Origin of the sequence: Burkholderia pyrrocinia, assembly GCF_001028665.1 — a bacterium.
GTDB lineage: Bacteria > Pseudomonadota > Gammaproteobacteria > Burkholderiales > Burkholderiaceae > Burkholderia > Burkholderia pyrrocinia.
The window spans coordinates 1-24,179 of record NZ_CP011503.1; the positions used below are offsets into that span (position 1 = coordinate 1).

A 24,179-nucleotide genomic window follows, 5' to 3' on the forward strand; every position below is an offset into this window, starting at 1 on the left:
CCGACGACGCACTGAAGCGCGTGGGACGATTGCGGGCTGCCGGCGACGCTCGCGCTCGTCGCCGTCGGCGGCTACGGGCGCGGCGAGCTCGCCCCCTATTCCGACGTCGACATCCTCGTGCTGCTGCCGATGCGCACGACCCGGCGCTCGATCCGCGCATCGAACGCTTCATCGGGATGGCGTGGATCTCGGCCTCGAGATCGGCAGCAGCGTGCGCACGGTCGCGCAGTGCATCGAGGAGGCGTCGCAGGACGTCACGGTGCAAACCTCGCTGCTGGAAGCGCGCCGCATCGTCGGCAGCACCGCGCTGTTCGAGCGCTTCACGGTGCGCTACCACGAGGCGCTCGACGCCCGCGCGTTCTTCACACGCGAAGGTGCTCGAGATGCGCCAGCGCCACGCGAAGTTCCAGGACACGCCGTACAGCCTCGAACCGAACGTGAAGGAAAGCCCCGGCGGGCTGCGCGACCTGCAGACGATCCTGTGGATCGCGCGTGCGGCAGGCTTCGGCAGCAGCTGGCGCGAGCTCGACACGCGCGCCCTCATCACCGATCGCGAAGCGCGCGAGCTGCGCCGCAACGAAGGCTTCCTGAAGACGCTGCGCGCGCGGCTGCACGTGATCGCCGGCCGCCGCCAGGACATGCTCGTCTTCGACCTGCAGACGCAGGCCGCCGAGAGCTTCGGCTACCAGCCGACGCAGGCCAAGCGCGCGAGCGAGCAGCTGATGCGCCGCTATTACTGGCCGCGCGAAAGCCGTCACGCAGCTCGCGACGATCCTGATCCAGAACATCGAGGCACAGCTCTTCCCCGCGACGAGCGGCATCACGCGCGTGCTGTCGCCCAATCGCTTCGTCGAGAAGCAGGGGATGCTCGAGATCGTCGACGACGGCGTGTTCGAACGCCATCCCGATGCGATCCTCGAAGCGTTCTTGCTGTACGAAACGACCCGCGGCGTGAAGGGCCTGTCCGCACGCACGCTGCGCGCGCTGTACAACTCGCGCGAAATCATGAACAACGCGTGGCGCCGCGATCCGCAGAACCGCGACACGTTCATGCGGATCCTGCAGCAGCCCGAAGGAATCACGCACGCGTTCCGGCTGATGAACCAGACGAGCGTGCTCGGCCGCTACCTGCTGAACTTCCGCCGCATCGTCGGCCAGATGCAGGCACGACCTGTACCACGTGTACACGGTCGACCAGCACATCCTGATGGTGTTGCGCGCAACATCCGCCGCTTCGCGGTCGCCGAGCATGCGCACGAATACCCGTTCTGCAGCCAGTTGATCGGCAACTTCGAGCGCCCGTGGGTGCTGTATGTCGCGGCGCTGTCCCACGACATCGCGAAGGGCCGCGGCGGCGACCACTCGACGCTCGGATGGCCGACGCGCGACGCTTCTGCGCGAACACGGAATCGCCGGCGACGACGCGGCGCTGATCGTGTGGCCTCGTCCAGCATCACCTGACGATGAGCCAGGTCGCGCAGAAGCAGGACACGAGCGACCCGAAGTCATCAAAGCGCTTCGCCGAACTCGTCGGCAACGAACGGCGCCTCAACCAGCGCTCTACCTTCTGACCGTCGCCGATATCCGCGGCACGAGCCCGAAGGTGTGGAAACACGTGGAAGGGCAAGCTGCTCGAGGATCTGTACCGCATCACGCTCGCGGTGCTCGGCGGCGCGAACCCCGATGCACACTCCGAGTTGAAGTCGCGGCAGGAACAGGCGCTCGCGCTGCTGCGCCTCGAGACCGTGCCCGACGACGCGCACCGCGCGCGCTGTGGGATCAACTCGACGTCGGGCTTCTTCCTGCGTCACGATGCGGCCCGACATCGCATGGCAGACACGTGTGCTGTACCGGCACGTGAACGCCGAAACCGCGATCGTCCGCGCGCGGCCGTCGCCGATCGGCGACGCGCTGCAGGTGCTCGTGTACGTGAAGGATCGCCCCGACCTGTTCGCGGGGCATCTGCGCGTATTTCGACCGCAACGGGCTGTCGGTGCTCGACGCGCGCGTCAGCACGACGCGGCACGGTTATGCGCTCGACAACTTCATCGTCACGCAGACCGAACGCGACGTGCGGTACCGCGACATCGGCGAATCTCGTCGAACAGGCAGCTCGCGACGCGGCTCGCCGAAACCGCACCGCTGCCGGAGCCGTCCAAGGGCCGCCTGTCGAGGCTGTCGCGGACGTTTCCGATCACGCCGCGCGTCGACCTGCGGGCCGACGAGCGCGGCCAGTACTACATCCTGTCCGTGTCCGCCAACGACCGGCCGGGCCTTCTCTATTCGATCGCGCGCGTACTCGCCGAGCATCGGATCGGCGTCCATGCGGCGCGGATCAATACGCTCGGCGAACGCGTCGAGGACATCTTCCTGCTCGCGGGCGCCGGCTTGTCCGACAACCGCCTGCAGATCCAGCTCGAAACCGAATTGCTGCGCGGCGATCGCAGTCTGAATGAATCCCAGCGTTTATGCGCACCAAATTGACCGTCAAGAATCCGCGGCCGGCGTCGCCGACCCGCGCACCCGGCCGTCCGCTCCGGCAGCCACGTTGCCCGCAAGGCGGTGCGCCCCGCTGGCGCCGCCCGCGGGAGACAAGCCGGCCCGCCCGAAGAAGGCGTCCCCGGCTGCCGGCGGCGAACGCACGTTCAAGCCGCGCGGCGCCGCGGGCGCCGAGCGCCCGGGCGCGGATCGCGCAACGGCCAAGCGCGCGCCACGTGACGGCGGTGGCCGAACGCGGCTATCGCGGCGCTGACGGCAAGCCCGACTCCGCGCCCGCCCCGTCGCAGCGACGCCGATGCGCGGCCGCGCCGCGCGGGTGCCGAAGGCGGCGCGCGTGCGCCCTATCGCGACAAGACCGCCGGCGAAGGCGCGAAGCGCAGCTTCGGCGACCGCCGTCCGTCGTCCGACCGCCCGCCCCGTCGCAGCGATGACGACGCACGGCCCCGTCGTGCAGGTGCCGAAGGCGGCACGCGCGCGCCTTATCGCGACAACGCAACGGGCGAAGGGGCGAAACGCAGCTTCGGCGATCGCCGCACGTCGTCCGACCGCCCGCCCCGTCGCAGCGATGACGACGCACGGCCGCGCCGCGCAGGTGCCGAAGGCGGCGCACGCGCACCCTATCGCGACAAGGCAGCCGGCGAAGGGGCGAAACGCAGCTTCGATGACCGCCGTCCGTCGTCCGACCGCCCGGCCCGTCGCAGCGACGACGATGCACGTCCGCGCCGCGCAGGCGCTGACGACGTCAAGCGCACGCCCTATCGCGACAAGGCTGCAAGCGAAGGCGCGAAGCGCAGCTTCGGCGACCGCCGTCCGCCGTCCGACCGCCCGGCCCGCCGCAGCGACGACGATGCACGTCCGCGCCGCGCAGGCGCTGACGACGGCAAGCGCGCACCCTATCGCGACAAAGCCGCCGGCGAAGGCGCGAAGCGCAGCTTCGGCGACCGCCGTCCGTCGTCCGATCGCCCGGCCCCGCCGCAACGGACGACGATGCACGTCCGCGCCGCGCAGGCGCTGACGACGTCAAGCGCACGCCCTATCCGCGACAAGGCTGCAAGCGAAGGCGCGAAGCGCAGCTTCGGCGACCGCCCGGCTCGCCCCCGCACGCGACGGCGAACGCCGCTCGCCCGGCGCGGGCCTGAAGACCGCGCAACCCGTCCAAGCGCCAGGCTGCGGACACCGATTACGGTGACGAAACGGGCCTGATGCGCCTGTCGAAGCGGATGTCCGAGCTCGGCATGTGCTCGCGCCGCGAAGCCGACGAATGGATCGAAAAGGGCTGGGTGCTCGTCGACGGCGAACGCATCGACACGCTCGGCACCAAGGTGCGCGCCGACCAGAAGATCGAGATCGACGAGCGAGCGAGCGCCGCGCAGGCCGCGCAGGTGACGATCCTGCTGCACAAGCCGGTCGGCTATGTGTCGGGTCAGGCGGAAGACGGCTACGAGCCCGCTGCCGTGCTGATCACGCGCGGGAACCACTGGAGCGGCGACCATTCGCCGCTGCGCTTCTCGCCGCAGCACCTGCACGCGCTCGCGCCGGCCGGCCGGCTCGACATCGATTCGACCCGGCCTGCTCGTGCTGACGCAGAACGGCGTGATCGCGAAGCAGTTGATCGGCGAGCAATCGGACATCGACAAGGAGTACCTGGTGCGCGTGCGCTTCGGCGAACGGCTCCTCGACATCGACCAGCACTTCCCCGCGGAATCGCTCGCTAAGCTGCGCCACGGCCTCGAACTCGACGGCGTCGCGCTGAAGCCCGCGATGGTGAGCTGGCAGAACGGCGAGCAACTGCGCTTCGTGCTGCGCGAAGGCAAGAAGCGCCAGATCCGCCGCATGTGCGAACTGGTCGGTCTCGACGTGATCGGCCTCAAGCGCGTGCGGATGGGCCGCGTGATGCTCGGCGCGCTGCCGGCAGGGGCAATGGCGCTACCTGTCGGCCGACGAGACGTTCTGACCGCGGGCACGCCCTATGTGCCCCGCAATGAAAAAGCCCGCGCAAGCGGGCTTTTTTGTTTCCGGCGGGCGGCGCGAAACCGGACGCCTGCCGCCCCGCGTGCCGGTCAGTCGTCTCCCGCCGGATCGAGCCCCGGGAACAGCACCTCGGTGAAGCCGAAGCGCGTGAAGTCGGTGATCCGCATCGGATACAGCTTGCCGATCAGGTGATCGTATTCATGCTGGACCACGCGCGCGTGAAAACCGTCGGCGACGCGATCGATCTTCGCGCCGAACTGGTCGAAGCCGCTGTAGCGCACCTTCGCGTAGCGGCTGACGACGCCACGCATGCCCGGCACCGACAGGCAGCCTTCCCAGCCCTCTTCCATGTCCGGCGGCACGAATTCGATCTTCGGGTTGATCAGCACGGTCTCGGGCACCGGCGGCGCATCCGGGTAGCGGTTGTTGTTGCCGAAGCCGAAAATGATGATCTGCAGCCCGATGCCGATCTGCGGCGCGGCCAGCCCGGCGCCGTTCGCGTGGTGCATCGTCTCGAACATGTCCGCGACCATCTCGTGCAGTTCGGGTGTGTCGAACCGCTCGACCGGTTTGGCGACTTCGAGCAGGCGCGGATCGCCCATCCTCAGGATCTCGCGAATCATGGCGTATTGCCCTCCAGGAGTTGGTGCAGACCGTCTTCGTCCAGCACGGGGATGCCGAGTTCCTCGGCCTTCACGAGCTTGCTGCCGGCTTCGGCGCCCGCGACCACGTAATCCGTCTTCTTCGATACCGAGCCGGCGACCTTCGCGCCCGCCGCTTCGAGCATCTCCTTTGCCGCATCGCGCGTGAGCGTCGGCAGCGTGCCCGTCAGCACGACGGTCTTGCCGGCCAGCACGCCCTGCGGCGCCTTCGGCGCGGGCGGCCCTTCGGGCCACGTCACCTTGCCCGGCGCGCGCAACTGCTCGATCACGGTCCGGTTGTGCTCTTCCGCGAAGAACTGGTGAAGCGACTCGGCGACGATCGGCCCGACGTCGTTGACTTCGAGCAGCTCGTCGATCGACGCGTCCATGATCGGCGTCAGCGAGCCGAAGTGCTTCGCGAGATCCTTCGCGGTCGATTCGCCGACATGGCGGATGCCGAGCCCGTAGATGAAGCGCGCGAGCGTCGTGTGCTTCGCCTTCTCGAGCGAGTCGAGCAAATTCTGTGCGGACTTCTCGGCGAACCGGTCGAGCTCGGCAAGCGTCGCGAACCCGAGATTGAACAGGTCGGCCGGCGTGCGCACGAGATTCAGGTCGACGAGCTGGTCGATGATCTTCTCGCCGAGCCCGTCGATGTCGAGCGCGCGGCGCTGCGCGAAGTGCCACAGCGCCTGCTTGCGCTGCGCCGGGCAGAACAGGCCGCCGGTGCAGCGCGCGATCGCCTCGTCCGGCAGGCGCTCGATCTTCGAGCCGCACACCGGGCATTCGGTCGGCATCACGAATTCGGCTGCATCGTCCGGACGCCGGTCGAGCAGCGCGCCGACCACCTCGGGGATCACGTCGCCCGCGCGTCGCACGATCACGGTATCGCCGATCCGGATGTCCTTGCGGCGCACCTCGTCCTCGTTGTGCAGCGTCGCGTTGGTCACGGTCGCGCCGCCGACGAACACGGGATCGAGGCGCGCGACCGGCGTGATCGCGCCGGTGCGGCCGACCTGCACGTCGATCGCGACGAGCTTCGTCAGCGCTTCCTGCGCGGGGAACTTGTGCGCGAGCGCGAAGCGCGGCGCGCGCGACACGAAGCCGAGGCGCTCCTGCTCGTCGCGCCGATTGACCTTGTAGACGACGCCGTCGATGTCGTACGGCAGCGACTCGCGCTTCTCGCCGATCTTGCCGAAGAAGCCGAGCAATCCGCCGGCGCCGTGCACGACCGCGCGCTCGCGGTTCACCGGCAGGCCGAGCGCTTCGTACCAGTCGAGCAGCGCGCTGTGCGTGTCGGGCATCGGCATCCCGTCGAGCACGCCGATTCCGTATGCGAAGAACGACAGCGGACGCTGCGCGGTGATCTTCGAGTCGAGCTGGCGCAGGCTGCCGGCCGCCGCGTTGCGCGGGTTCGCGAATTCGCGCTGCTCGGCCGCGCGCTGGCGTTCGTTCAGGCGTGCGAAATCGCGCTTGAACATCAGCACCTCGCCGCGCACGTCGAGCACGGCCGGCACGTTCTCGCCCTTCAGCTTCAGCGGGATCGACCGGATCGTGCGCACGTTCGCGGTCACGTCCTCGCCCGTCGTGCCGTCGCCGCGCGTCGACGCCTGCACGAACACGCCGCGCTCGTAGCGCAGCGAGATCGCGAGGCCGTCGAACTTGAGCTCGCACGCGTATTCGACGGGCTCCGTCACCGAGCCGGCGAGATCGGTCGTCTTGTCGAGCGCATCGGCGACGCGCTTGTCGAACGCGGCGATGTCCTCGTCGGCGAAACCGTTGTTCAGCGACAGCATCGGCGCGTCGTGGACGACCGGCGTGAAGCCGCCGGCCGCTTCGCCGCCGACGCGCTGCGTCGGCGAATCGGGCGTCACGAGATCGGGATGGTCGGTTTCGAGCTGCTGCAGTTCGCGAAACAGCCGGTCGTATTCGGCGTCGGGCAGATCCGGCTGGTCGAGCACGTAGTAGGCGTAGTTCGCCCGCTCGAGTTGGTCGCGCAGCCACGCGGCGCGCGCGTCGGGCTGGCTGGCTGGCGGTTCGGCTTGGGTTCGGGCCATGCTGGCGGCAGATTCGTTCTGTGAAAATCGGATGCCCGATTATCTCAGTTTGACGCCGCGGCGGGGCGTGCAATGCACGCCGGATGACCGTGCTGCAGCGCACACGAAAAGGCGTGCGCGGCAGCGGCGAACGACGGTGCCCAGGCCCGCCGTCCACGCCATCGCGTTACTGGCTGAAGAGGCGGCGCGTGACCGGCGAACCAGCCGGAATGCCGGCTTCCTCGAGCTTCGCGTACAGCTTCATCAACTGCTGCTCGATCGCGAGCAGCGTCGACTCCGGCAGCGGCCGGCGCGAATCGTCGACGACCCGTGCACCGATCCGCTCGGACAGCGACTTCGCGTAGTCGCACATCAGCCGGAACGGCAGGATGTCCTCTTCGGCGACCGGCACGTCGAGCACCAGCGTGATCATGTTGCCGCCCTTGTACGTGAGGTCGTCGCGCAGGAAATTCGTGTCGCCGAACTGCAGCATGAACACGGGGTTCTGCTTCGCGTCGAGCTTCACGAAACGCGTGCCGTCGCGCGACAGCAGCAGCCCGTCCTGCGACGCGACAGCCTGAATGTAGTTCGCCGACCACGGCGCGCCGTCCGACATCACGTTGATCGACAGCTGCGCATCGCACTGCGCGGCAAAGGCATCGAGTTCGCGCGCCATCGCCACCGTCTCCATCATGTCCGGGAATTCCGGCGCGCCGTCGATCGTGTCGGCGAACTGCTGGACGCCCGTCACGAATTCGGAGAATTCGAGCTCGTTCAGCGCGCCGCTGCGGTTCGCGAGCTGCGCGGCCGCGCGCAGTTCTTCGTAGCGCACGCCGTTCTGCAGCAGTTCCCACTGGCCGCCTTCCGGCTTGCCTTCGATGTGCACGGGCTTGCTGCCCGCGCGGCGCAGCCGCTGCGCGGCCGGCAGGATCTTGTCGCCCGGCAGCGGCCCAGCGAGGCGGATCGGCACGATGCAGTCGATCCGGCGATCGACGATCGCGGGCGGCGCCGACGAGATCGTCGTCGCGGCCGGCAGCACGGGCTCGGCAGGTTCGGCGGCCGCTTCGTGCACGACGGCAGGCACTGCTTCTTCACCGGCGGCCGGTTCGGTCGATTCGGACGACAGGTCGACGCCGGTCGCCTCGGCCTGCAGATCGGCCGGCATGTCCGCAGGCGCGGCCCCGCCGAACGTCGGCTCGACGCGCGCGGCCTCGGCCGGCGCGGCGGACGCCGCGACCGGTGCCGCGGGCTCGCGGCGCACCGGCTGACGCACCGGTTCGATGAACGGCAACTCTTCGTCGCGCTCGGGGCGGCTCATCGCCTCGGCCGCTTCTTCCGGCATCGGCCGCGGCATCCTGCGCCGCACCTTCGCGCCCTGCCATGCGTTGTAGACCACGACGCCGCCCACCACGACGGCGCCCGCGCCGATCAAACCGAGTGTCAACTCGTCCATGCACGCTCCATCAGCAATTCTTTTTCATCGGAACCGCGAACGGGCGCCCATGCGCCGCGCGAACGCGGTCCGGTTTCGTCAAACATCAATTCTGGGCAAAACCCGCTGCGGTTTCCATGTCCACCGCAACGATCCGCGACACGCCCTGCTCCTGCATCGTCACGCCGATCAGCTGCTGCGCCATCTCCATCGCGATCTTGTTGTGCGAGATGAACAGGAACTGCGTCTTGTCGGACATCGCGCGCACGAGATTCGCGAAACGTTCGGTGTTCGCGTCGTCGAGCGGCGCGTCGACCTCGTCGAGCAGACAGAACGGCGCCGGGTTCAACTGGAACATCGCGAACACCAGCGCGGTCGCGGTCAGCGCCTTCTCGCCGCCGGACAGCAGGTGAATCGTCGCGTTCTTCTTGCCGGGCGGCTGCGCCATCACCTGCACGCCGGCATCGAGGATCTCGTCGCCCGTCATGATCAGCTTCGCCTGGCCGCCGCCGAACAGGCGCGGGAACAGGTCGCTGAAGTGGCGGTTGACCTCGTCGAAGGTACCCTGCAGCAGCGTGCGGGTTTCCTGGTCGATCTTGTGGATCGCGTCCTCGAGCGTCGTGATCGCATCGATCAGGTCGGCCGACTGCGCGTCGAGGAACACCTTGCGCTCGCTCGCGGCCTTCAGCTCGTCGAGCGCGGCCATGTTCACCGGGCCGAGCGCGTTGATCGCGTTGTTGAGCCGCGTGACCTCGCCCTGCAGGTACGACGGTTTCAGATCCGGCGTCAGCTTCTCGCTCAGCGCGGCCTCGTCGACCTCGGCCGTCGCGAGCTGCTCGGCGAACTGCTCGACGGCCAGGCGCGCAGCCTGCTCTTTCAGCTGCAGTTCGGTGATGCGGTCGCGCAGCGGCTGCAGCGAACGCTCAGCGACGAGACGCTGCTCGTCCGACGCGCGCAGCTTCGCGGTCAGGTCGTCGAGCTCGATCCGCGCGGCCTGCAGCGCCTCTTCCTTCACCGCGCGAATCTCGAGCGCGTCCTGCAGGCCCGTGTGCGCGGTCTGTTCGTTGATCGTCTCGAGCTCGGCACGCGCGTCTTCCAGCGATGCGGCGACGCGCTCGCTCTGCTCGTGCGCGACCTGGATGCTGCGCTTGAGCTCGTCGATCCGGGTCACCGCGTTGCGTGCGGCGAAGCGCGCGTCGTTCGCGCCGCGCTCCAGGTCACGTGCCTCCTGACGCGCCTGCGTCAGCGATTCGTCGAGCGATTCGAACGCGAGCTGGTTGTCTTCGAAGCGCGCCTGCAGCTCCGCGAGTTCGCCGTCGAAGCGCTCGAAATTCGCTTCCGACTCGGCACGCAGCGCGCGCTGTTCTTCGATCTGCGCGCCGATTTCCTCGAGTTCCTCGCGGATCTGCGTGCTGCGCTGCGTATAACGCTCGTGTGCCTGCGCAAGCTTCAGCACATCCATCTGCAGCGCGTGCACACGCTGCGTCGCACGCTCGGCCTGCGCGCGCACGTCGCCGAGCGCCTGCGTGGCCTGCGTGTGCGCGGCTTCCGCGCGTACCGCGGCCGTGCGCGCCTCGTCGGCGAGCAGCGCCTGCGCACGCACCTGGCGCGTCAGGTTTTCGATTTCCTGCTGGCGGGCCAGCATCCCGGACTGCTCCGAATCCGCCGCGTACAACTGCACGCCGACGCGCGTAACGATATGGCCGGCCTTGACGACGAACGCACCGCCTGCCGGCAGTTGCGTGCGGGTCGCAAGCGCCTGCGCGACGTCGTCGGCGACATACACGTTGCCGAGCCAGTCGTTCAGCACCGCGCGAATGCCCGCGTCGTCGATGCGCACGAGCGACAGCACCGGACGCAGCCCGGCCACCGCCGCAGGCGGTTCGCCGGCCGCGGGCGGCGCGTAGAACGCGAGCTTCGCGGGCGGTGCATCGGTCGCAAACGCCTTCACCCAGTCGAGATTCGACACTTCGAGCGCAGCGAGGCGCTCGCGCAGCACGGCTTCGAGCGCCGCTTCCCAGCCCGCCTCGACGTGCAGCTTCTTCCACAGGCGCGGCAGCGCGCCGAGCTCGTGCTTGTCGAGCCAGGGCTGCACCTTGCCCTCGGTCTGCACGTTTTCCTGAAGCTGCTTCAGTGCGGCGAGGCGCGCCTCGAGCTGGTGAATCTGCGCGCCTTCGGCCTGCACGCGCTCCTGCGCGGCACGGCGTTCGCCGTCGAGGCGCGGCACCGTTTCCTGCGCGTCGGCGAGACGCGCCTGCGCTTCGGCGAGGATTTCTTCCTGCTCGGCAAGCTGCATGCGCAACTCCTCGAGCTGCGCCTCGTCCGGTGCGTCGAGCCCGCCCGCTTCGCTCTTCAGGCGCTCATGGCGCTGCTGAAGCTGCTGGAGCTGCTGGTCGGCGTTGCGCTGGTGCGCGGCTTCGAGCTTCAGCGACTGTTCGGTCTGCGCGATCCGCGCGCGCTCGTCGTTGAGCTGCGCCTGCGCGTCGCGCCACTTCGCCTCGAGCGCCGGCAGCGCGTCGTGCTTCGCGGCTGCGTTGTCCTCGGCGAGCGCGGCCTTCTCGTCGGCCATCGCGCGTGCCTCTTCGGCTTCCTCGAGCTCGTCCTGCGACTTCTCGGCCTGCGCGCGCCATTGCTCGCGCTGCGCGTTCAGCGCGGCGATCTGCGCCTGCACGCGATTGCGCGATTCGACGATGAACTTGATCTCGGCTTCGAGGCGGCTCACCTCGGCATTCGCCTCGTAAAGCGAACCCTGCGCGCCCTGCATCGCGTCGCTCGCGGCGTAATGCGCGACGCGCAGCGTCTCGAGCTGCGACTCGACCTCGCGCAGCTTCGCCGTCTGCGCCTCGAGGTCGATCTGCGCCTGCTCGATCGCGCGCTGCTGCTTCTGCTGCTCGCCGGCGGCCTCGTTCTTGCGCAGCAGCCACAACAGGCGCTGCTTCTCCTCGCCGTCGGCGACGAGTTCCTTGTACTTGTTCGCGACGACGGCCTGCGCCTCGAGCTTCTCGAGGTTCGCGCCGAGTTCGCGGACGATGTCCTCGACGCGCGTCAGGTTCTCGCGCGTGTCGTGCAGGCGGTTCTCGGTTTCGCGGCGGCGTTCCTTGTACTTCGACACGCCCGCGGCTTCCTCGAGGAACACGCGCAGCTCTTCCGGCTTCGCCTCGATGATCCGCGCGATCATGCCCTGCCCGATGATCGCGTACGCACGCGGCCCGAGGCCGGTGCCGAGGAAGATGTCCTGGATGTCGCGGCGGCGTGCCGGCAGGTTGTTGATGTAGTAGCTCGACGTGCCGTCGCGCGTCAGCACGCGCTTCACGGCGATTTCGCCGTACTGGCCCCACTGCCCGGCCGCGCGGCCGTCGGAGTTGTCGAAGATCAGCTCGACGCTTGCCCGGCTGCCGGGCTTGCGTGCGGTCGAGCCGTTGAAGATCACGTCCTGCATCGATTCGCCGCGCAGCTCGGAGGCGCGCGACTCGCCGAGCACCCAGCGCACGGCGTCGATGATGTTGGACTTGCCGCACCCGTTCGGGCCCACCACGCCGACAAGCTGGCCCGGAACCTGGAAATGCGTGGGATCGACGAAGGATTTGAAGCCAGCGAGTTTGATCGAGCTCAGACGCACGGCGGTATCGGATGTGAAGAAGGTGTGAAACGGACGGGGCCGCGCTGCGCGGGGCCGGACGACCCATGCGCGCGACGCGCCCCGGAATTCAAAAGCGGGGCCGCGCGCATACAGCGTTGGGCCCCGCAAACGGCTTCCATCATACCATCGCGCGTGCGCCGTCCCGACCGTCGCCGGGTTTGCCCGGTGCCGGTGCGGCACGATGGACCCGGCTGGACAGCAGCGTCGCCAGCACGATGCACACGCCGCCCGCCCACTCGCGCGCGGTCGGCAGCTCGCTCGCGAACACCCACGCCGACAGCGCGGTGATCACGATCTCGAACAGCATGATGATCGACGCGCGGTTCGCGGGCACGCGCGCAAGACCGTATTGCACGAGCAGGTTGTTGGCCGCCATCGTCACGCCGATCGCGGCGATGATCAACGCGGCGACGCCGAGCTGGCCGCCCGCCGGCGCGGCCGGCAGCCCTTCGAACAGCGACGCGATCGCGCCGAACACCGCCGCGCCGCCGAACAGCGTCGCGGTGCGCATCTCCGCGCGCATCCCGGGCAGCTCGCGGCTCGCCTTGATCACGAGCACGTTGCTCATCGCGAAGCTCAGCCCGGCCGCGAGGCCGGCCCATTCGGCCGGGTTGGCCGGCAGCGGCAAGCCGAGCTTCGGCGACCACAGCATCAGCATCGCGCCGCCGATCGACAGCGCCGCCAGCCCCGCGCCGGCCCAGGTCAGCCGTTCGCGCAGCAGGAAGTGCGCGTAGATCGCGGTCCATGCAGGGGTCAGGTAGAACAGCAGCATCACGCGCAGCACCTCGCCGTGGATCGTGCCCCATACGAAACCGAGGTTCGTCACGCCGGCCGTGACCGCGATGCCCGGCAGCACCCAGTGCCAGCGCAGCGTCGCGATCGTGCGGTGCCGCGTGACGATCACGAACAGGAACGCGACGACGCTCGTCAGCGCGCTCGCCAGCGTGCCCGTCACGCCGAGCGACGCGAGGATCCGCAGCGGATACCAGATCAGGCCCCATACCGATGCGCCGATCAGGATGGCCAGCGTCGGCAGGCTGCCGCGTACCGCGTTATTCATTTGGTTCGATACCCTTTATTCCACCGGCCCGGCCGCCGTTCCGGCGGGCCGTGACCGCATTCCGTCACGCTATAATCATTCGTTGCGACCCGCGCGCCGTCGGCGCCCGTTCGCAGCCGCGCGGCACGTCCGCCGCTTCTTTCGCTCCAACCGGCCGCGATGGCCGCTTCGCCCGTGAACCCTCGACTCGACTCGCTCCAGCCCTATCCCTTCGAAAAGCTGCGCGCCCTGTTCAAGGACGTGACGCCCTCCGGCGACCTCAAACCGATCAGCTTCGGCATCGGCGAGCCCAAGCATCCGACCCCGGCGCTGATCCGCGACGCCGTGGTGGCCGCACTCGACGGCCTCGCGTCGTACCCGGCCACCGCCGGCTCGGACGCGCTGCGCACGTCGATCGCGCACTGGCTCGAGCGCCGCTACGGGCTGCCGGCGATCGATCCGGCCACGCAGGTGCTGCCCGTGTCGGGGTCGCGCGAGGCGCTGTTCTCGCTCGCGCAAACCGTCATCGACGCGCACCCGTCCGGGCACGGCGAGAAGGCGATCGTACTCTGTCCGAATCCCTTCTATCAAATTTACGAAGGCGCGGCGCTGCTGGCCGGTGCCGAACCCTATTTCGCGAACAGCGACCCGGCCCGCAATTTCGCGTGCGACTACGCAGCCGTGCCCGACGACGTCTGGGCGCGTACGCAACTGCTGTACGTGTGCTCGCCGGGCAACCCGACGGGCGCCGTACTGACGCTCGACGACTGGCGCGAGCTGTTCGCGCTGTCCGACCGCCACGGTTTCGTGATCGCGTCCGACGAGTGCTATTCGGAGATCTATTTCGACGAAGCGGCGCCGCCGCTCGGCGGCCTCGAGGCCGCGCACCGCCTCGGCCGCGGCTTCGAGCGCCTCGTGATGCTGTCGAGCCTGTCGAAGCGCTCGAACGTGCCAGGCATGCGCTCGGGCTTCGTCGCCGGCGACGCGGCGCTGCTGAAGAAATTCCTGCTGTACCGCACGTACCATGGCGCCGCGCTGTCGCCGGTCTGGCAGCACGCGAGCATCGCCGCGTGGAACGACGAGGCGCACGTGCGCGAGAACCGCGCGCTGTACCTGCAGAAGTTCAATACGGTCACGCCGATGCTCGCCGACGTGATCGACGTGAAGCTGCCCGACGCCGCGTTCTACCTGTGGGCCAACGTGTCGCGTACCGGGCTGTCGGACACCGAGTTCGCCCGCCGCCTGTACGCCGACTATAATGTGACGGTTCTGCCCGGCTCGTACCTGGCGCGCGATGCGCACGGTACCAACCCGGGCCGCGATTTCATCCGGATCGCGCTCGTCGCGGGCACCCCCGAATGCGTCGAGGGCGCGCAACGCATCGTCGATTTCTGCCGTTCTCTCGCGCGGTAATCGTCCATCCCGATCAATTCCATCCATCTCCTGCGAAAACGAACATGTCGCAACAACTTCAGCAAATCATCGATACCGCCTGGGAAAACCGCGCCGAGCTGTCGCCGAAGGCCGCGCCCGCCGACGTCCGCGAGGCCGTCGCTCACGCGATCGAGCAGCTCGACCGTGGCGCACTGCGCGTCGCCGAGAAAATCGACGGCAACTGGACCGTGCACCAGTGGCTGAAGAAGGCCGTGCTGCTGTCGTTCCGCCTGGAGGACAACACGCCGATGCCGGCCGGCGGCTACTCGCAGTTCTACGACAAGGTGCCGTCGAAGTTCGCGAACTACACGGCTGAAGACTTCGCCGCGGGCGGCTTCCGCGTCGTCCCGCCGGCCATCGCGCGCCGCGGCTCGTTCATCGCGAAGAACGTCGTGCTGATGCCGTCGTACACCAACATCGGCGCCTACGTCGACGAAGGCACGATGGTCGACACGTGGGCAACGGTCGGTTCGTGCGCGCAGATCGGCAAGAACGTGCACCTGTCGGGCGGCGTCGGCATCGGCGGCGTGCTCGAACCGCTGCAGGCGAACCCGGTCATCATCGAAGACAACTGCTTCATCGGCGCGCGCTCGGAAGTCGTCGAAGGCGTGATCGTCGAGGAAAACTCGGTGATCTCGATGGGCGTGTACCTCGGCCAGAGCACGAAGATCTACGACCGCGAGACGGGCGAGGTCAGCTACGGCCGCATCCCGGCCGGCTCGGTCGTCGTCGCCGGCAACCTGCCGTCGAAGGATGGTTCGCACAGCCTGTACTGCGCGGTGATCGTCAAGAAGGTCGACGCGAAGACCCGCGCGAAGGTCGGCCTGAACGAGCTGCTGCGAGGCGACTGATGGCAAAGCCGCACACCGTGGTCGTCTACGGCATTCCGAACTGCGACACCGTGAAGAAGGCCCGCGTGTGGCTCGACGATCACGGCGTCGAATTCGAGTTCCACGATTTCAAGAAGCTCGGCGTCAGCGCGCCGCTGCTTGAAGACTGGCTGAAGGACGTGTCGCTCGACGCGCTCGTGAACAAGCGCGGCACCACGTGGCGCGGCCTGGACGACGCGATGAAGGCGGCCGCCGAAACGAAGACCGGTGCGGTCGCGCTGATGATCCACAAGCCGTCGGTCATCAAGCGCCCCGTGCTCGTCGTCAACGGCCGCGTGAAATCGCTCGGCTTCGCATCCGATCAATACGCGGCGCTGTTTGCCGCATAGGGCTGCCCGCGCTGCGCCTCGTCTTGTCGCTGCCGGCCACCGTGCCGGCATTTTTTATCGAAAGTGGTCCGAACCATGTCCGCCACCCTAGCCCTTACCGAACAGTTGATCGCCCGCGCGTCCGTGACGCCCGACGACCAGCATTGCCAGCAGATCATGACCGGGCGCCTCACCGCGCTCGGCTTCGAATGCGAGACCATCGCGTCGCACGGCGTGACCAACCTGTGGGCCGTCAAGCGCGGCACCGACGGCCGCGACGGCAAGCTGCTCGCATTCGCGGGCCACACCGACGTCGTGCCGACCGGCCCGCTCGAGCAGTGGACCTCGCCGCCGTTCATCCCCGCCCATCGCGACGGCAAGCTGTACGGCCGCGGCGCGGCCGACATGAAGACGTCGCTCGCGGCGTTCGTCGTCGCGTCCGAGGAATTCGTCGCGGCCCATCCCGGCCACCGCGGCGCGATCGCGTTCCTGATCACGAGCGACGAGGAAGGCCCGGCCACCGACGGCACCGTGAAGGTCGTCGAACTGCTGCAGGCACGCGGCGAGCGCCTCGACTACTGCATCGTCGGCGAGCCGACGTCGACCGCCGAGCTCGGCGACGTCGTCAAGAACGGCCGCCGCGGGTCGATGTCGGGCGAACTGGTCGTCAAGGGCGTGCAGGGCCATATCGCGTATCCGCACCTCGCGAAGAACCCGATCCACCTGCTCGCACCGGCGCTCGCCGAGCTCGCCGCCGAGCAGTGGGACGAAGGCAACGAATATTTCCCGCCGACCACCTGGCAGGTGTCGAACCTGCACGCCGGCACCGGCGCGACCAACGTGATCCCCGGCCACGCCGACCTGCTGTTCAACTTCCGGTTCTCGACCGCGAGCACGGTCGAGGGCCTGCAGGCACGCGTGCACGCGATCCTCGACAAGCACGGCCTCGAATACACGCTGAAGTGGTCGGTGAGCGGCCTGCCGTTCCTGACGCCGCGCGGCGAACTGTCGAATGCGCTGGAAAACGCAATCCGCACCGAGACCGGCATCACGACCGAGCTGTCGACCACCGGCGGCACGTCGGACGGCCGTTTCATCGCGCGCATCTGCCCGCAGGTGATCGAGTTCGGCCCGCCGAACGGCAGCATCCACAAGATCGACGAGCACATCGAAGTGCGCTTCGTCGACCCGCTCAAGAACGTGTACCGCCGCGTGCTCGAACAACTGATCGCCTGATGGAGCCTCGCATGACGACACCTTTTGCCACTGTTCGCGACCTGCTGCGCTATGCGGTCACGCGCTTCTCGAAGGCGAAGCTCGCATTCGGCCACGGCTCCGACAATGCGTACGACGAAGCGGCCTACCTCGTGCTGCGTACGCTCGACCTGCCGCTCGACACGCTCGAGCCGTTCCTCGACGCGCGGCTGCTGCCCGACGAAATCGCGGCCGTGCTCGCCGTGATCGAACGGCGCGCGACCGATCGTGTGCCGGCCGCGTATCTCACGCATGAAGCGTGGATGCATGGCCACCGCTTCTACGTCGACGAACGCGTGATCGTGCCGCGCTCGTTCATCGGCGAACTGCTCGACGACGGGCTGCAGCCGTATGTGGCCGATCCCGAGCAGGTCGGCGCGGTGCTCGAACTGTGCACGGGCTCCGGCTGCCTCGCGATCCTCGCGGCGAGCGCGTTCCCGAACGCCGAGATCGATGCGGTCGACCTGTCCGACAAGGCACTCGAAGTCGCGGAGATCAACGTGCGCGACTACGGCCTTGAAGACCGCATCGCGCTGCACCGCGGCGACCTCTACGCGCCGCTGCCCGCGTTCCGTACCGACCCCGGCGCACGTTATGACGTGATCCTGACGAACCCGCCGTACGTGAACGCGTCGTCGATGGCCGCGCTGCCGCCCGAATACCGGCACGAGCCGGAGATGGCGCTCGCGGGCGGCGAGGACGGGATGGACATCGTGCGACGCATCGTCGCCGAAGCGCACCGCTGGCTGCACGACGACGGCGTGCTCGTCGTCGAGATCGGCAACGAGCGCGAGCACGTCGAAGCTGCGTTCGGCGGCCTCGAACTCACGTGGCTGCCCACCAGCGCGGGCGACGACACCGTGTTCCTGATCCAGGCGTCGGACCTGCCGCGCAAGGCCTGAGCTTCCCGGCTCCCCAACCGTGCGGCGCACCGCTGCGCCGCACGGTTGGGTAAGATGCGCGTAAGCGGCCGCCGCGCCGCACGACCTCAGGAGTCCGTCACGCGCCCATGACCCTCGACTGGCTACATCTCGGCACCCTGATCCTGACCATCCACGTGCTCGGGATCGTCGCGGCGTGCCACGCGATCATGAACACGCGCACGTCGCAGGGCGCGATCGCGTGGGCCGTCTCGCTCGCCGCGATGCCGTACCTGACGCTCGTTCCGTACCTGTTCCTCGGCCGCAGCAAGTTCTCCGGCTACGTCGACGCACGGCGCCACGAGCTCGAACTGTTGCGCACGCACACACCGCGCTCACCGTGGCTCAGCACCGACGCAACGGACGCGACAGACGGGCCGGCCGCCGACGCGCTCGGCCAGGCCGCCGTGCTCGCGCTCACGCGGCTCGGCGGCATGCCGTTCCTCGGCGGCAATTCGGTGCGCACGCTCGTGAACGGCGACGCGACGTTCTCGGCGATCCTGTCGGCGATCGACGCCGCGCGCGACTACGTGGTCGTCCAGTTCTTCATCGTGCGCGACGATGCGCTCGGCCAGATGCTGCGCGACTCGCTGCTGGCGCGCGCGGCGGCCGGCGTGCGCTGCTGCCTGCTGTACGACAGCATCGGCAGTTTCGACCTGCCGCACAGCTACGTCGACGCGCTGCGCCGGGGCGGCGTCGAGGTCCATCCGTTCGCGACCAATCGCAAGTTCGTGAACCGCTTCCAGCTCAACTTCCGCAATCATCGCAAGATCGTCGTCGTCGACGGCAATCGCGCGTTCGTCGGCGGCCACAACGTCGGCGTCGAATATCTCGGCGCGAAGCCGCGCCTGTCGCCCTGGCGCGACACGCACATCGAGATTCGCGGCCCGGTGGTCGCGAGCATCCAGTACGTGTTCGCCGAAGACTGGCACTGGGCGACGCAGAAGCTACCGCCGCTCGCGCTGCCGCCGCCCGCACAGCCCGGCGACGACATGCATTGCCTCGCGGTGCCGATGGGGCCGGCCGACAAGCAGGAAACCGGCTCGCTGTTCTTCGTCGAGGCGATCAATGCCGCGCGCGAGCGGGTCTGGATCACCACGCCGTATCTCGTCCCCGACGAAGCCGTGATCGCCGCGCTGAAGCTCGCCGTGATGCGCGGCGTCGACGTGCGCATCCTGATCCCGAGCCGGCGCGATCACTACGTGGTGTTCGAGGCGTCGAAGCTGTACGCGCGCGACCTGGTCGATGCGGGCGTCAAGGTGTTCCGCTACCGGCCCGGCTTCCTGCACCAGAAGGTCGTGCTGATCGACCGCATCGCGGCGGCGATCGGCAGCGCGAATCTCGACAACCGCTCGTTCCGCCTCAACTTCGAGATCATGGTGCTGACCGTCGACCGCGCATTCGCCGACGAGGTCGAGACGATGCTCGATGCCGATTTCGCGCAGGCGTACGAGGTCGATGCGAACGAATACCGCCGGTCGCCCGCATGGCGGCGGATCGCGATGCACGTCGCGCGGCTGTTCGCGCCGATCCTGTAACCGCCCGGAGGCCGGCAGCGCCCGTGCGATTCGCACCGGCGCCGCACACGCCGCCGCCCGCCGTCACAGCAGCTTGTCGATATCCGCGGCGATTTCGTCGGGCTTGGTCGACGGCGCATAGCGCTTGACGATGCGCCCTTCGCGGTCGATCAGGAATTTCGTGAAATTCCACTTGATCGCCTTGAGGCCGAGAATGCCGGGCGCCTCGTCGGTCAGGTAGCGATACAGCGGATGCGCATGATCGCCCTTCACGTCGATCTTCGCGAACATCGGGAACGTGACGCCGTAATTGCGCTCGCAGAACGCGCCGATCTGCGCGGCGTCGCCGGGCTCCTGCTTGCCGAACTGGTTGCACGGGAAGCCGAGCACGAAGAAGCCGCGCGCCGCGTACTGGTCGTACAGCTTCTGCAGGCCCGCGTATTGCGGCGTGAAACCGCACTCGCTCGCGGTGTTGACGATCAGCAGCACCTTGCCGCGATACGCGTCGAGCGAAACCGGCGCACCGGCGAGCGTCTCAGCGTTGAACGAATACAGGGTGGACATCGGGCACTCCTTTTACGAAACCGGATCGACGTGGAGTCTAGGCGAAATCGCGCCGTTGCGGCATCCGCCGAGCGGCCGATGCCCGGCACGAGCGGCGCGCAGTCTAGAATAGCGGTTTTCGCCAGTCATTTCCGCCGTGATCCGTTTCAATCAGTTCAGCCTAGCGCGCGGCACCAAGCCGCTGTTCGAGTCGACCTCGTTCGTGCTCAATCCCGGCGAGAAAGCCGGCCTGATCGGCGCGAACGGCGCCGGCAAGTCGACGCTGTTCGCGGTCCTGCGCGGCGAGCTGCACTCGGATGCCGGCGATTTCGCGATGCCGCCGTCGTGGCGAATCGCCCATGTGTCGCAGGAAACGCCTGCGGTCGACCGCTCGGCGCTCGATTACACGCTCGACGGCGACGCCGCGCTGCGCGAGATCGACGCGCGCATCGCCGCCGCTTCCGCCGCGCATGACGGCGCCGCCGAAGCCGACGCGCACGCGGCCTTCGCCGACGCCGACGGCTACACCGCGCCCGCCCGCGCCGAAGCGCTGCTGCTCGGCCTCGGCTTCTCGCTCGCCCAGACACGCGAACCCGTCGCCAGCTTCTCCGGCGGCTGGCGCATGCGCCTGAACCTCGCGCAGGCGCTGATGTGCCGCTCCGACCTGCTGCTGCTCGACGAACCGACCAACCACCTCGACCTCGACGCGATCGTCTGGCTCGAAGACTGGCTGCACCGCTACCCCGGCACGCTCGTCGTGATCTCGCACGACCGCGAATTCCTCGATTCGATCTGCAACGTCACGCTGCATCTGGAAAACCGCCAGGTGAAGCGCTACGGCGGCAACTACTCGCAATTCGAAGTGCTGCGCGCGCAGCAACTGGCGCTGCAGCAAAACGCATACGAAAAGCAGCAGAAGACGATCGAGCACCTGCAGAGCTTCGTCGACCGCTTCAAGGCCAAGGCCACCAAGGCCAAGCAGGCGCAAAGCCGGATGAAGGCGCTCGAGAAGATGGAGCTGATCGCGCCCGCGCACATCGCATCGCCGTTCACGTTCGAATTCCGCACGCCCGACGCCGCGCCGAACCCGATGATGGTGATGGAAGACGTCCGCTGTGGCTACCATGGCGACAACGGCGCGGACATCCCGATCGTCGAACGCGTGGCGCTGTCGATCCAGAACGGGCAGCGCATCGGCCTGCTCGGCGCGAACGGCCAGGGCAAGTCGACGCTGATCAAGACGCTCGCCGGCACGCTCGCGCCGCTGTCGGGCGACGTCCGCGAGGGCAAGGGGCTGACGATCGGCTATTTCGCACAGCACCAGCTCGAAACGCTGCGCGAGGACGATTCGCCGCTCGCGCATCTCGCGCGGCTCGCGCCCGACACACGCGAGCAGGAGCTGCGCGATTTCCTGGGCGGCTTCAATTTTTCGGGCGACATGGCGACAAGCGCCGTCGGCCCGTTCTCGGGCGGCGAGAAAGCGCGCCTCGCGCTCGCGCTGATCATCTGGCAGAAGCCGAACCTGCTGCTGCTCGACGAACCGACGAACCACCTCGACCTCGAAACGCGCCACGCGCTGACGATGGCGCTCGCGCAGTTCGAGGGCACGCTGATCCTCGTATCGCACGATCGCCACCTGCTGCGCGCGACGACCGACCAGTTCATGCTGGTCGCGAAGCACCGGCTGCAGCCGTTCGACGGCGACCTCGACGACTACCGCGACTGGCTGCTGCAGCACGCGGCCGAGCAGCGCGCGGCCGCGAAGGCCGACAGCGCGGCTGCGTCGGGCGCGGGTGCCGCGGCGAACCGCAAGGACCAGAAGCGTCAGGCCGCCGAGGAGCGGCAGCGCCTGTCGGTGTTGAAAAAGCCGCTGCAGTCGCGCATCACGAAGCTCGAAAAGGAAATGGAGACGCTGCATGCGGAGAAGGCGCGCCTCGACGCGTTCGTCGCCGATCCGGCGAGCTACGAGGCCGCGCGCAAGGCGGAGCTGACCGATGCGATCCGCAAGCTCGGCGATGTCAACACGCGTCTCGAAACGGTCGAGGCCGACTGGCTCGCCGCGCACGAAGAACTCGAGCAGATCGGCTGAACGCGGCTGCTGTACCGCCGGCCGGTGCGCCAGCCCGGCACGCCGGCGAACGGGTTCGTCGACAAACCATCGAGCCCGCACAGGGCCCGGATGCAACAAGGCCGGGCACACTGGCCCGGCCTGTTTATTGCCGTCGCTCGTCGGTTCGCGGGCCGCTCGCCGCCTGCCGGCTCAGCGCCGCGGCAGCGTGTCGCGCGGCATCTGCTCGTCGTCACCCATCAGATACCGGCGCCCTTCGGTCGGCCGCCTGATCGCTGCGGCGACCTCCGCCTCGGTCACGTCCTCGGACACGACCTTGCGCGCCAGGCGCCCTTCGTCGTCGATCCATTCGACGATCCGGCATCCGCCGCCCCAGGGCTGGCGAATCGGCTCCGACACGCGACAGCCGCGCAGGTTGTAAAGGCGTCCGCCAGGCGCTTCCCCATACGATTTCAACATAGGTTCCCTTCGCATTGCGCGGTTCGACAATCCGGCAAAGGATAGGGAAAAGCAATGTCCGGCGGGTTACAGCAGCCTACATATTCTTTACATAGAATTACGCGACAGATCGTCGACAGGCACAGCCCGCGCGGCTGTCGGGCCGATCATTCGAGATCGCGCACGCGGTCGATCGCCTGCTCGATCCTCTCGACGGCCATCACGTTCAGCCCTTCGATCGGCTGTTTCGGCGCATTCGCCTTCGGGATCAGCGCGGACGTGAAGCCGAGCTTCGCCGCCTCGCGCAACCGCTCCTGCCCGCGCGGGGACGGCCGGATTTCGCCAGCCAGCCCCACTTCACCGAACACGAACAACCCCTTCGGCAACGCCTTGTTGCGCATCGACGAGTGAATCGCGAGCAGCACCGCGAGGTCGGCGGCCGGCTCGGTGATCTTCACGCCGCCCACTGCATTGAGGAACACGTCCTGGTCGAAGCACGCGATCCCCGCGTGCCGGTGCAGCACCGCGAGCAGCATCGCGAGCCGGTTCTGCTCGAGGCCGACCGCGAGCCGGCGCGGATTCGGCACGTGCGCGGTATCGACGAGCGCCTGGATTTCGACGAGCAGCGGGCGCGTGCCTTCCTGCGTGACGAGCACGCACGAGCCGGGCACGACCTGCTCGTGCTGCGACAGGAACAGCGCGGACGGATTCGCGACGCCGCGCAGCCCGCGCTCGGTCATCGCGAACACGCCGAGTTCGTTGACCGCGCCGAAGCGGTTCTTGAACGCCCGCACGAGCCGGAACGACGAATGCGTGTCGCCCTCGAAATACAGCACCGTGTCGACGATGTGCTCGAGCACGCGCGGGCCGGCGAGGTTGCCCTCCTTCGTCACGTGCCCGACCATGATGATCGCGGTGCCCGACTGTTTCGCGATACGCGTGAGCTGCGCCGCGCATTCGCGCACCTGCGCGACCGAGCCCGGCGCCGACGTGAGCGCCTCCGAATAGACGGTCTGGATCGAGTCGATCACGGCCACGTCCGGCCGCTCCGCGTCGATCGCGGCCTGGATCTTTTCGAGCTGGATCTCGGCGAGCAGCTGCAGCTCGGCCGCCGGCGTGCCGCCGTCGAGCAGCGCAAGCCGTTGCGCGCGCAACGCGATCTGCGCGGCCGATTCCTCGCCGCTGATATAGAGCGCGCGCCGTTCGCTCGCGATGTCCGCGAGCGACTGCAGCAGCAGCGTCGACTTGCCGATGCCCGGGTCGCCGCCAATCAGCACGACGCCGCCGGGGACCAGCCCGCCGCCGAGCACGCGGTCGAATTCGCCGATGCCGGTCGAGAAGCGCGGCACGTCGGCCGCCTCGATGTCGACGAGCCGCTGTACCGGCGCCCGCTTCGCGAGCGACTGGAAACGGTGGGCCGACGGCGTCTCGGGGACCGATTCGACCAGCGTGTTCCAGGCCTGGCACGACGGACACTGCCCCTGCCACTTCGGGCTCTGCCCGCCGCACTCGCTGCAGACGTAGACGGTTTTCTGTTTGGCCACGCGCGACG

Annotated in this window: 15 protein-coding genes and 2 pseudogenes; 9 read left to right on the top strand and 8 right to left on the bottom strand. The window is 68.3% G+C overall.

The window, feature by feature from the left end; translation table 11 throughout:
- Positions 1 to 21: 21 nt before the first annotated feature.
- Positions 22 to 2,484, top strand: a pseudogene (locus tag ABD05_RS00005) ([protein-PII] uridylyltransferase); the annotation flags it as partial.
- A pseudogene (locus ABD05_RS38795) lies at positions 2,469 to 4,453 on the top strand (pseudouridine synthase). The pseudogenes ABD05_RS00005 and ABD05_RS38795, both read left to right, overlap by 16 nt.
- Positions 4,454 to 4,559: 106 nt before the next feature.
- Here the strand turns inward: ABD05_RS38795 and def are convergent.
- The 5 genes from def to ABD05_RS00040 form a co-directional block, all read right to left on the bottom strand.
- The gene (gene def / locus ABD05_RS00020; protein ID WP_047898413.1) at positions 4,560 to 5,093 is read right to left on the bottom strand and encodes a peptide deformylase; all 534 of its coding nucleotides are present in this window, start codon (positions 5,091 to 5,093) and stop codon (positions 4,560 to 4,562) included.
- Positions 5,090 to 7,165 carry an NAD-dependent DNA ligase LigA gene (gene ligA, locus ABD05_RS00025; protein WP_047898414.1) on the bottom strand — a complete coding sequence of 692 codons (2,076 nt, stop codon included), beginning with the start codon at positions 7,163 to 7,165 and terminating at the stop codon, positions 5,090 to 5,092. Before ligA ends, def begins: the two co-directional genes overlap by 4 nt.
- Before the next feature lie 166 nt (positions 7,166 to 7,331).
- Positions 7,332 to 8,597, bottom strand: a complete 1,266-nt coding sequence (locus tag ABD05_RS00030) for a cell division protein ZipA C-terminal FtsZ-binding domain-containing protein (protein ID WP_047898415.1) — start codon at positions 8,595 to 8,597, stop codon at positions 7,332 to 7,334.
- A gap of 85 nt (positions 8,598 to 8,682) precedes the next feature.
- A complete protein-coding gene (gene smc / locus ABD05_RS00035) occupies positions 8,683 to 12,195 on the bottom strand; it encodes a chromosome segregation protein SMC (RefSeq protein ID WP_047898416.1) in 3,513 nt (1,170 codons plus the stop codon).
- Between the two features lie 139 nt (positions 12,196 to 12,334).
- On the bottom strand, positions 12,335 to 13,276 hold the full coding sequence (locus tag ABD05_RS00040; protein WP_047898417.1) for a DMT family transporter: 942 nt from the start codon (positions 13,274 to 13,276) through the stop codon (positions 12,335 to 12,337).
- 159 nt (positions 13,277 to 13,435) lie between these two features.
- On the opposite strand from ABD05_RS00040, the gene dapC reads away from it, so the two are divergent.
- From dapC to cls, 6 genes are all read left to right on the top strand, one after another.
- A complete protein-coding gene (gene dapC / locus ABD05_RS00045) occupies positions 13,436 to 14,668 on the top strand; it encodes a succinyldiaminopimelate transaminase (protein ID WP_047898418.1) in 1,233 nt (410 codons plus the stop codon).
- A 44-nt stretch (positions 14,669 to 14,712) separates the two neighbouring features.
- Positions 14,713 to 15,540, top strand: a complete 828-nt coding sequence (gene dapD / locus ABD05_RS00050) for a 2,3,4,5-tetrahydropyridine-2,6-dicarboxylate N-succinyltransferase (protein ID WP_047898419.1) — start codon at positions 14,713 to 14,715, stop codon at positions 15,538 to 15,540.
- Positions 15,540 to 15,908: an ArsC family reductase gene (locus ABD05_RS00055; RefSeq protein WP_047898420.1), complete on the top strand. Its 369-nt coding sequence runs from the start codon at positions 15,540 to 15,542 to the stop codon at positions 15,906 to 15,908. The genes dapD and ABD05_RS00055 overlap by 1 nt, the downstream gene beginning before the upstream one ends.
- 75 nt (positions 15,909 to 15,983) lie before the next feature.
- The gene (gene dapE / locus ABD05_RS00060; RefSeq protein ID WP_047898421.1) at positions 15,984 to 17,123 is read left to right on the top strand and encodes a succinyl-diaminopimelate desuccinylase; all 1,140 of its coding nucleotides are present in this window, start codon (positions 15,984 to 15,986) and stop codon (positions 17,121 to 17,123) included.
- Between the two features lie 11 nt (positions 17,124 to 17,134).
- Positions 17,135 to 18,043 carry a 50S ribosomal protein L3 N(5)-glutamine methyltransferase gene (gene prmB, locus ABD05_RS00065; RefSeq protein ID WP_047898422.1) on the top strand — a complete coding sequence of 303 codons (909 nt, stop codon included), beginning with the start codon at positions 17,135 to 17,137 and terminating at the stop codon, positions 18,041 to 18,043.
- A 107-nt stretch (positions 18,044 to 18,150) separates the two neighbouring features.
- Complete coding sequence (cls, locus tag ABD05_RS00070) at positions 18,151 to 19,599, top strand: cardiolipin synthase (protein WP_047898423.1); 1,449 nt, start codon at positions 18,151 to 18,153, stop codon at positions 19,597 to 19,599.
- 63 nt (positions 19,600 to 19,662) lie between these two features.
- Here cls and ABD05_RS00075 read toward each other — a convergent pair whose 3' ends face one another.
- Positions 19,663 to 20,142, bottom strand: a complete 480-nt coding sequence (locus ABD05_RS00075) for a glutathione peroxidase (RefSeq protein ID WP_047898424.1) — start codon at positions 20,140 to 20,142, stop codon at positions 19,663 to 19,665.
- A 136-nt stretch (positions 20,143 to 20,278) separates the two neighbouring features.
- Here ABD05_RS00075 and ABD05_RS00080 point away from each other — a divergent pair, with 136 nt between their 5' ends.
- On the top strand, positions 20,279 to 22,210 hold the full coding sequence (locus ABD05_RS00080; protein WP_047898425.1) for an ATP-binding cassette domain-containing protein: 1,932 nt from the start codon (positions 20,279 to 20,281) through the stop codon (positions 22,208 to 22,210).
- Positions 22,211 to 22,381: 171 nt separating this feature from the next.
- Here the strand turns inward: ABD05_RS00080 and ABD05_RS00085 are convergent, their stop codons facing one another.
- Both ABD05_RS00085 and radA read right to left on the bottom strand, forming a co-directional pair.
- Positions 22,382 to 22,648 (bottom strand): DUF2866 domain-containing protein, encoded by a 267-nt coding sequence (locus ABD05_RS00085; protein WP_047898426.1) that lies wholly within the window; start codon positions 22,646 to 22,648, stop codon positions 22,382 to 22,384.
- 146 nt (positions 22,649 to 22,794) lie between these two features.
- On the bottom strand, positions 22,795 to 24,171 hold the full coding sequence (gene radA, locus ABD05_RS00090) for a DNA repair protein RadA (RefSeq protein WP_047898427.1): 1,377 nt from the start codon (positions 24,169 to 24,171) through the stop codon (positions 22,795 to 22,797).
- Positions 24,172 to 24,179 lie beyond the last annotated feature (8 nt).

Coding starts and splice junctions, on each gene's coding strand:
- def (WP_047898413.1), bottom strand. CDS start 5,093: ATGATTCGCGAGATCCTGAGGATGGGCGATCCGCGCCTGCTCGAAGTC.
- ligA (WP_047898414.1), bottom strand. CDS start 7,165: ATGGCCCGAACCCAAGCCGAACCGCCAGCCAGCCAGCCCGACGCGCGC.
- ABD05_RS00030 (WP_047898415.1), bottom strand. CDS start 8,597: ATGGACGAGTTGACACTCGGTTTGATCGGCGCGGGCGCCGTCGTGGTG.
- ABD05_RS00040 (WP_047898417.1), bottom strand. CDS start 13,276: ATGAATAACGCGGTACGCGGCAGCCTGCCGACGCTGGCCATCCTGATC.
- dapC (WP_047898418.1), top strand. CDS start 13,436: ATGGCCGCTTCGCCCGTGAACCCTCGACTCGACTCGCTCCAGCCCTAT.
- dapD (WP_047898419.1), top strand. CDS start 14,713: ATGTCGCAACAACTTCAGCAAATCATCGATACCGCCTGGGAAAACCGC.
- ABD05_RS00055 (WP_047898420.1), top strand. CDS start 15,540: ATGGCAAAGCCGCACACCGTGGTCGTCTACGGCATTCCGAACTGCGAC.
- dapE (WP_047898421.1), top strand. CDS start 15,984: ATGTCCGCCACCCTAGCCCTTACCGAACAGTTGATCGCCCGCGCGTCC.
- prmB (WP_047898422.1), top strand. CDS start 17,135: ATGACGACACCTTTTGCCACTGTTCGCGACCTGCTGCGCTATGCGGTC.
- cls (WP_047898423.1), top strand. CDS start 18,151: ATGACCCTCGACTGGCTACATCTCGGCACCCTGATCCTGACCATCCAC.
- ABD05_RS00075 (WP_047898424.1), bottom strand. CDS start 20,142: ATGTCCACCCTGTATTCGTTCAACGCTGAGACGCTCGCCGGTGCGCCG.
- ABD05_RS00085 (WP_047898426.1), bottom strand. CDS start 22,648: ATGTTGAAATCGTATGGGGAAGCGCCTGGCGGACGCCTTTACAACCTG.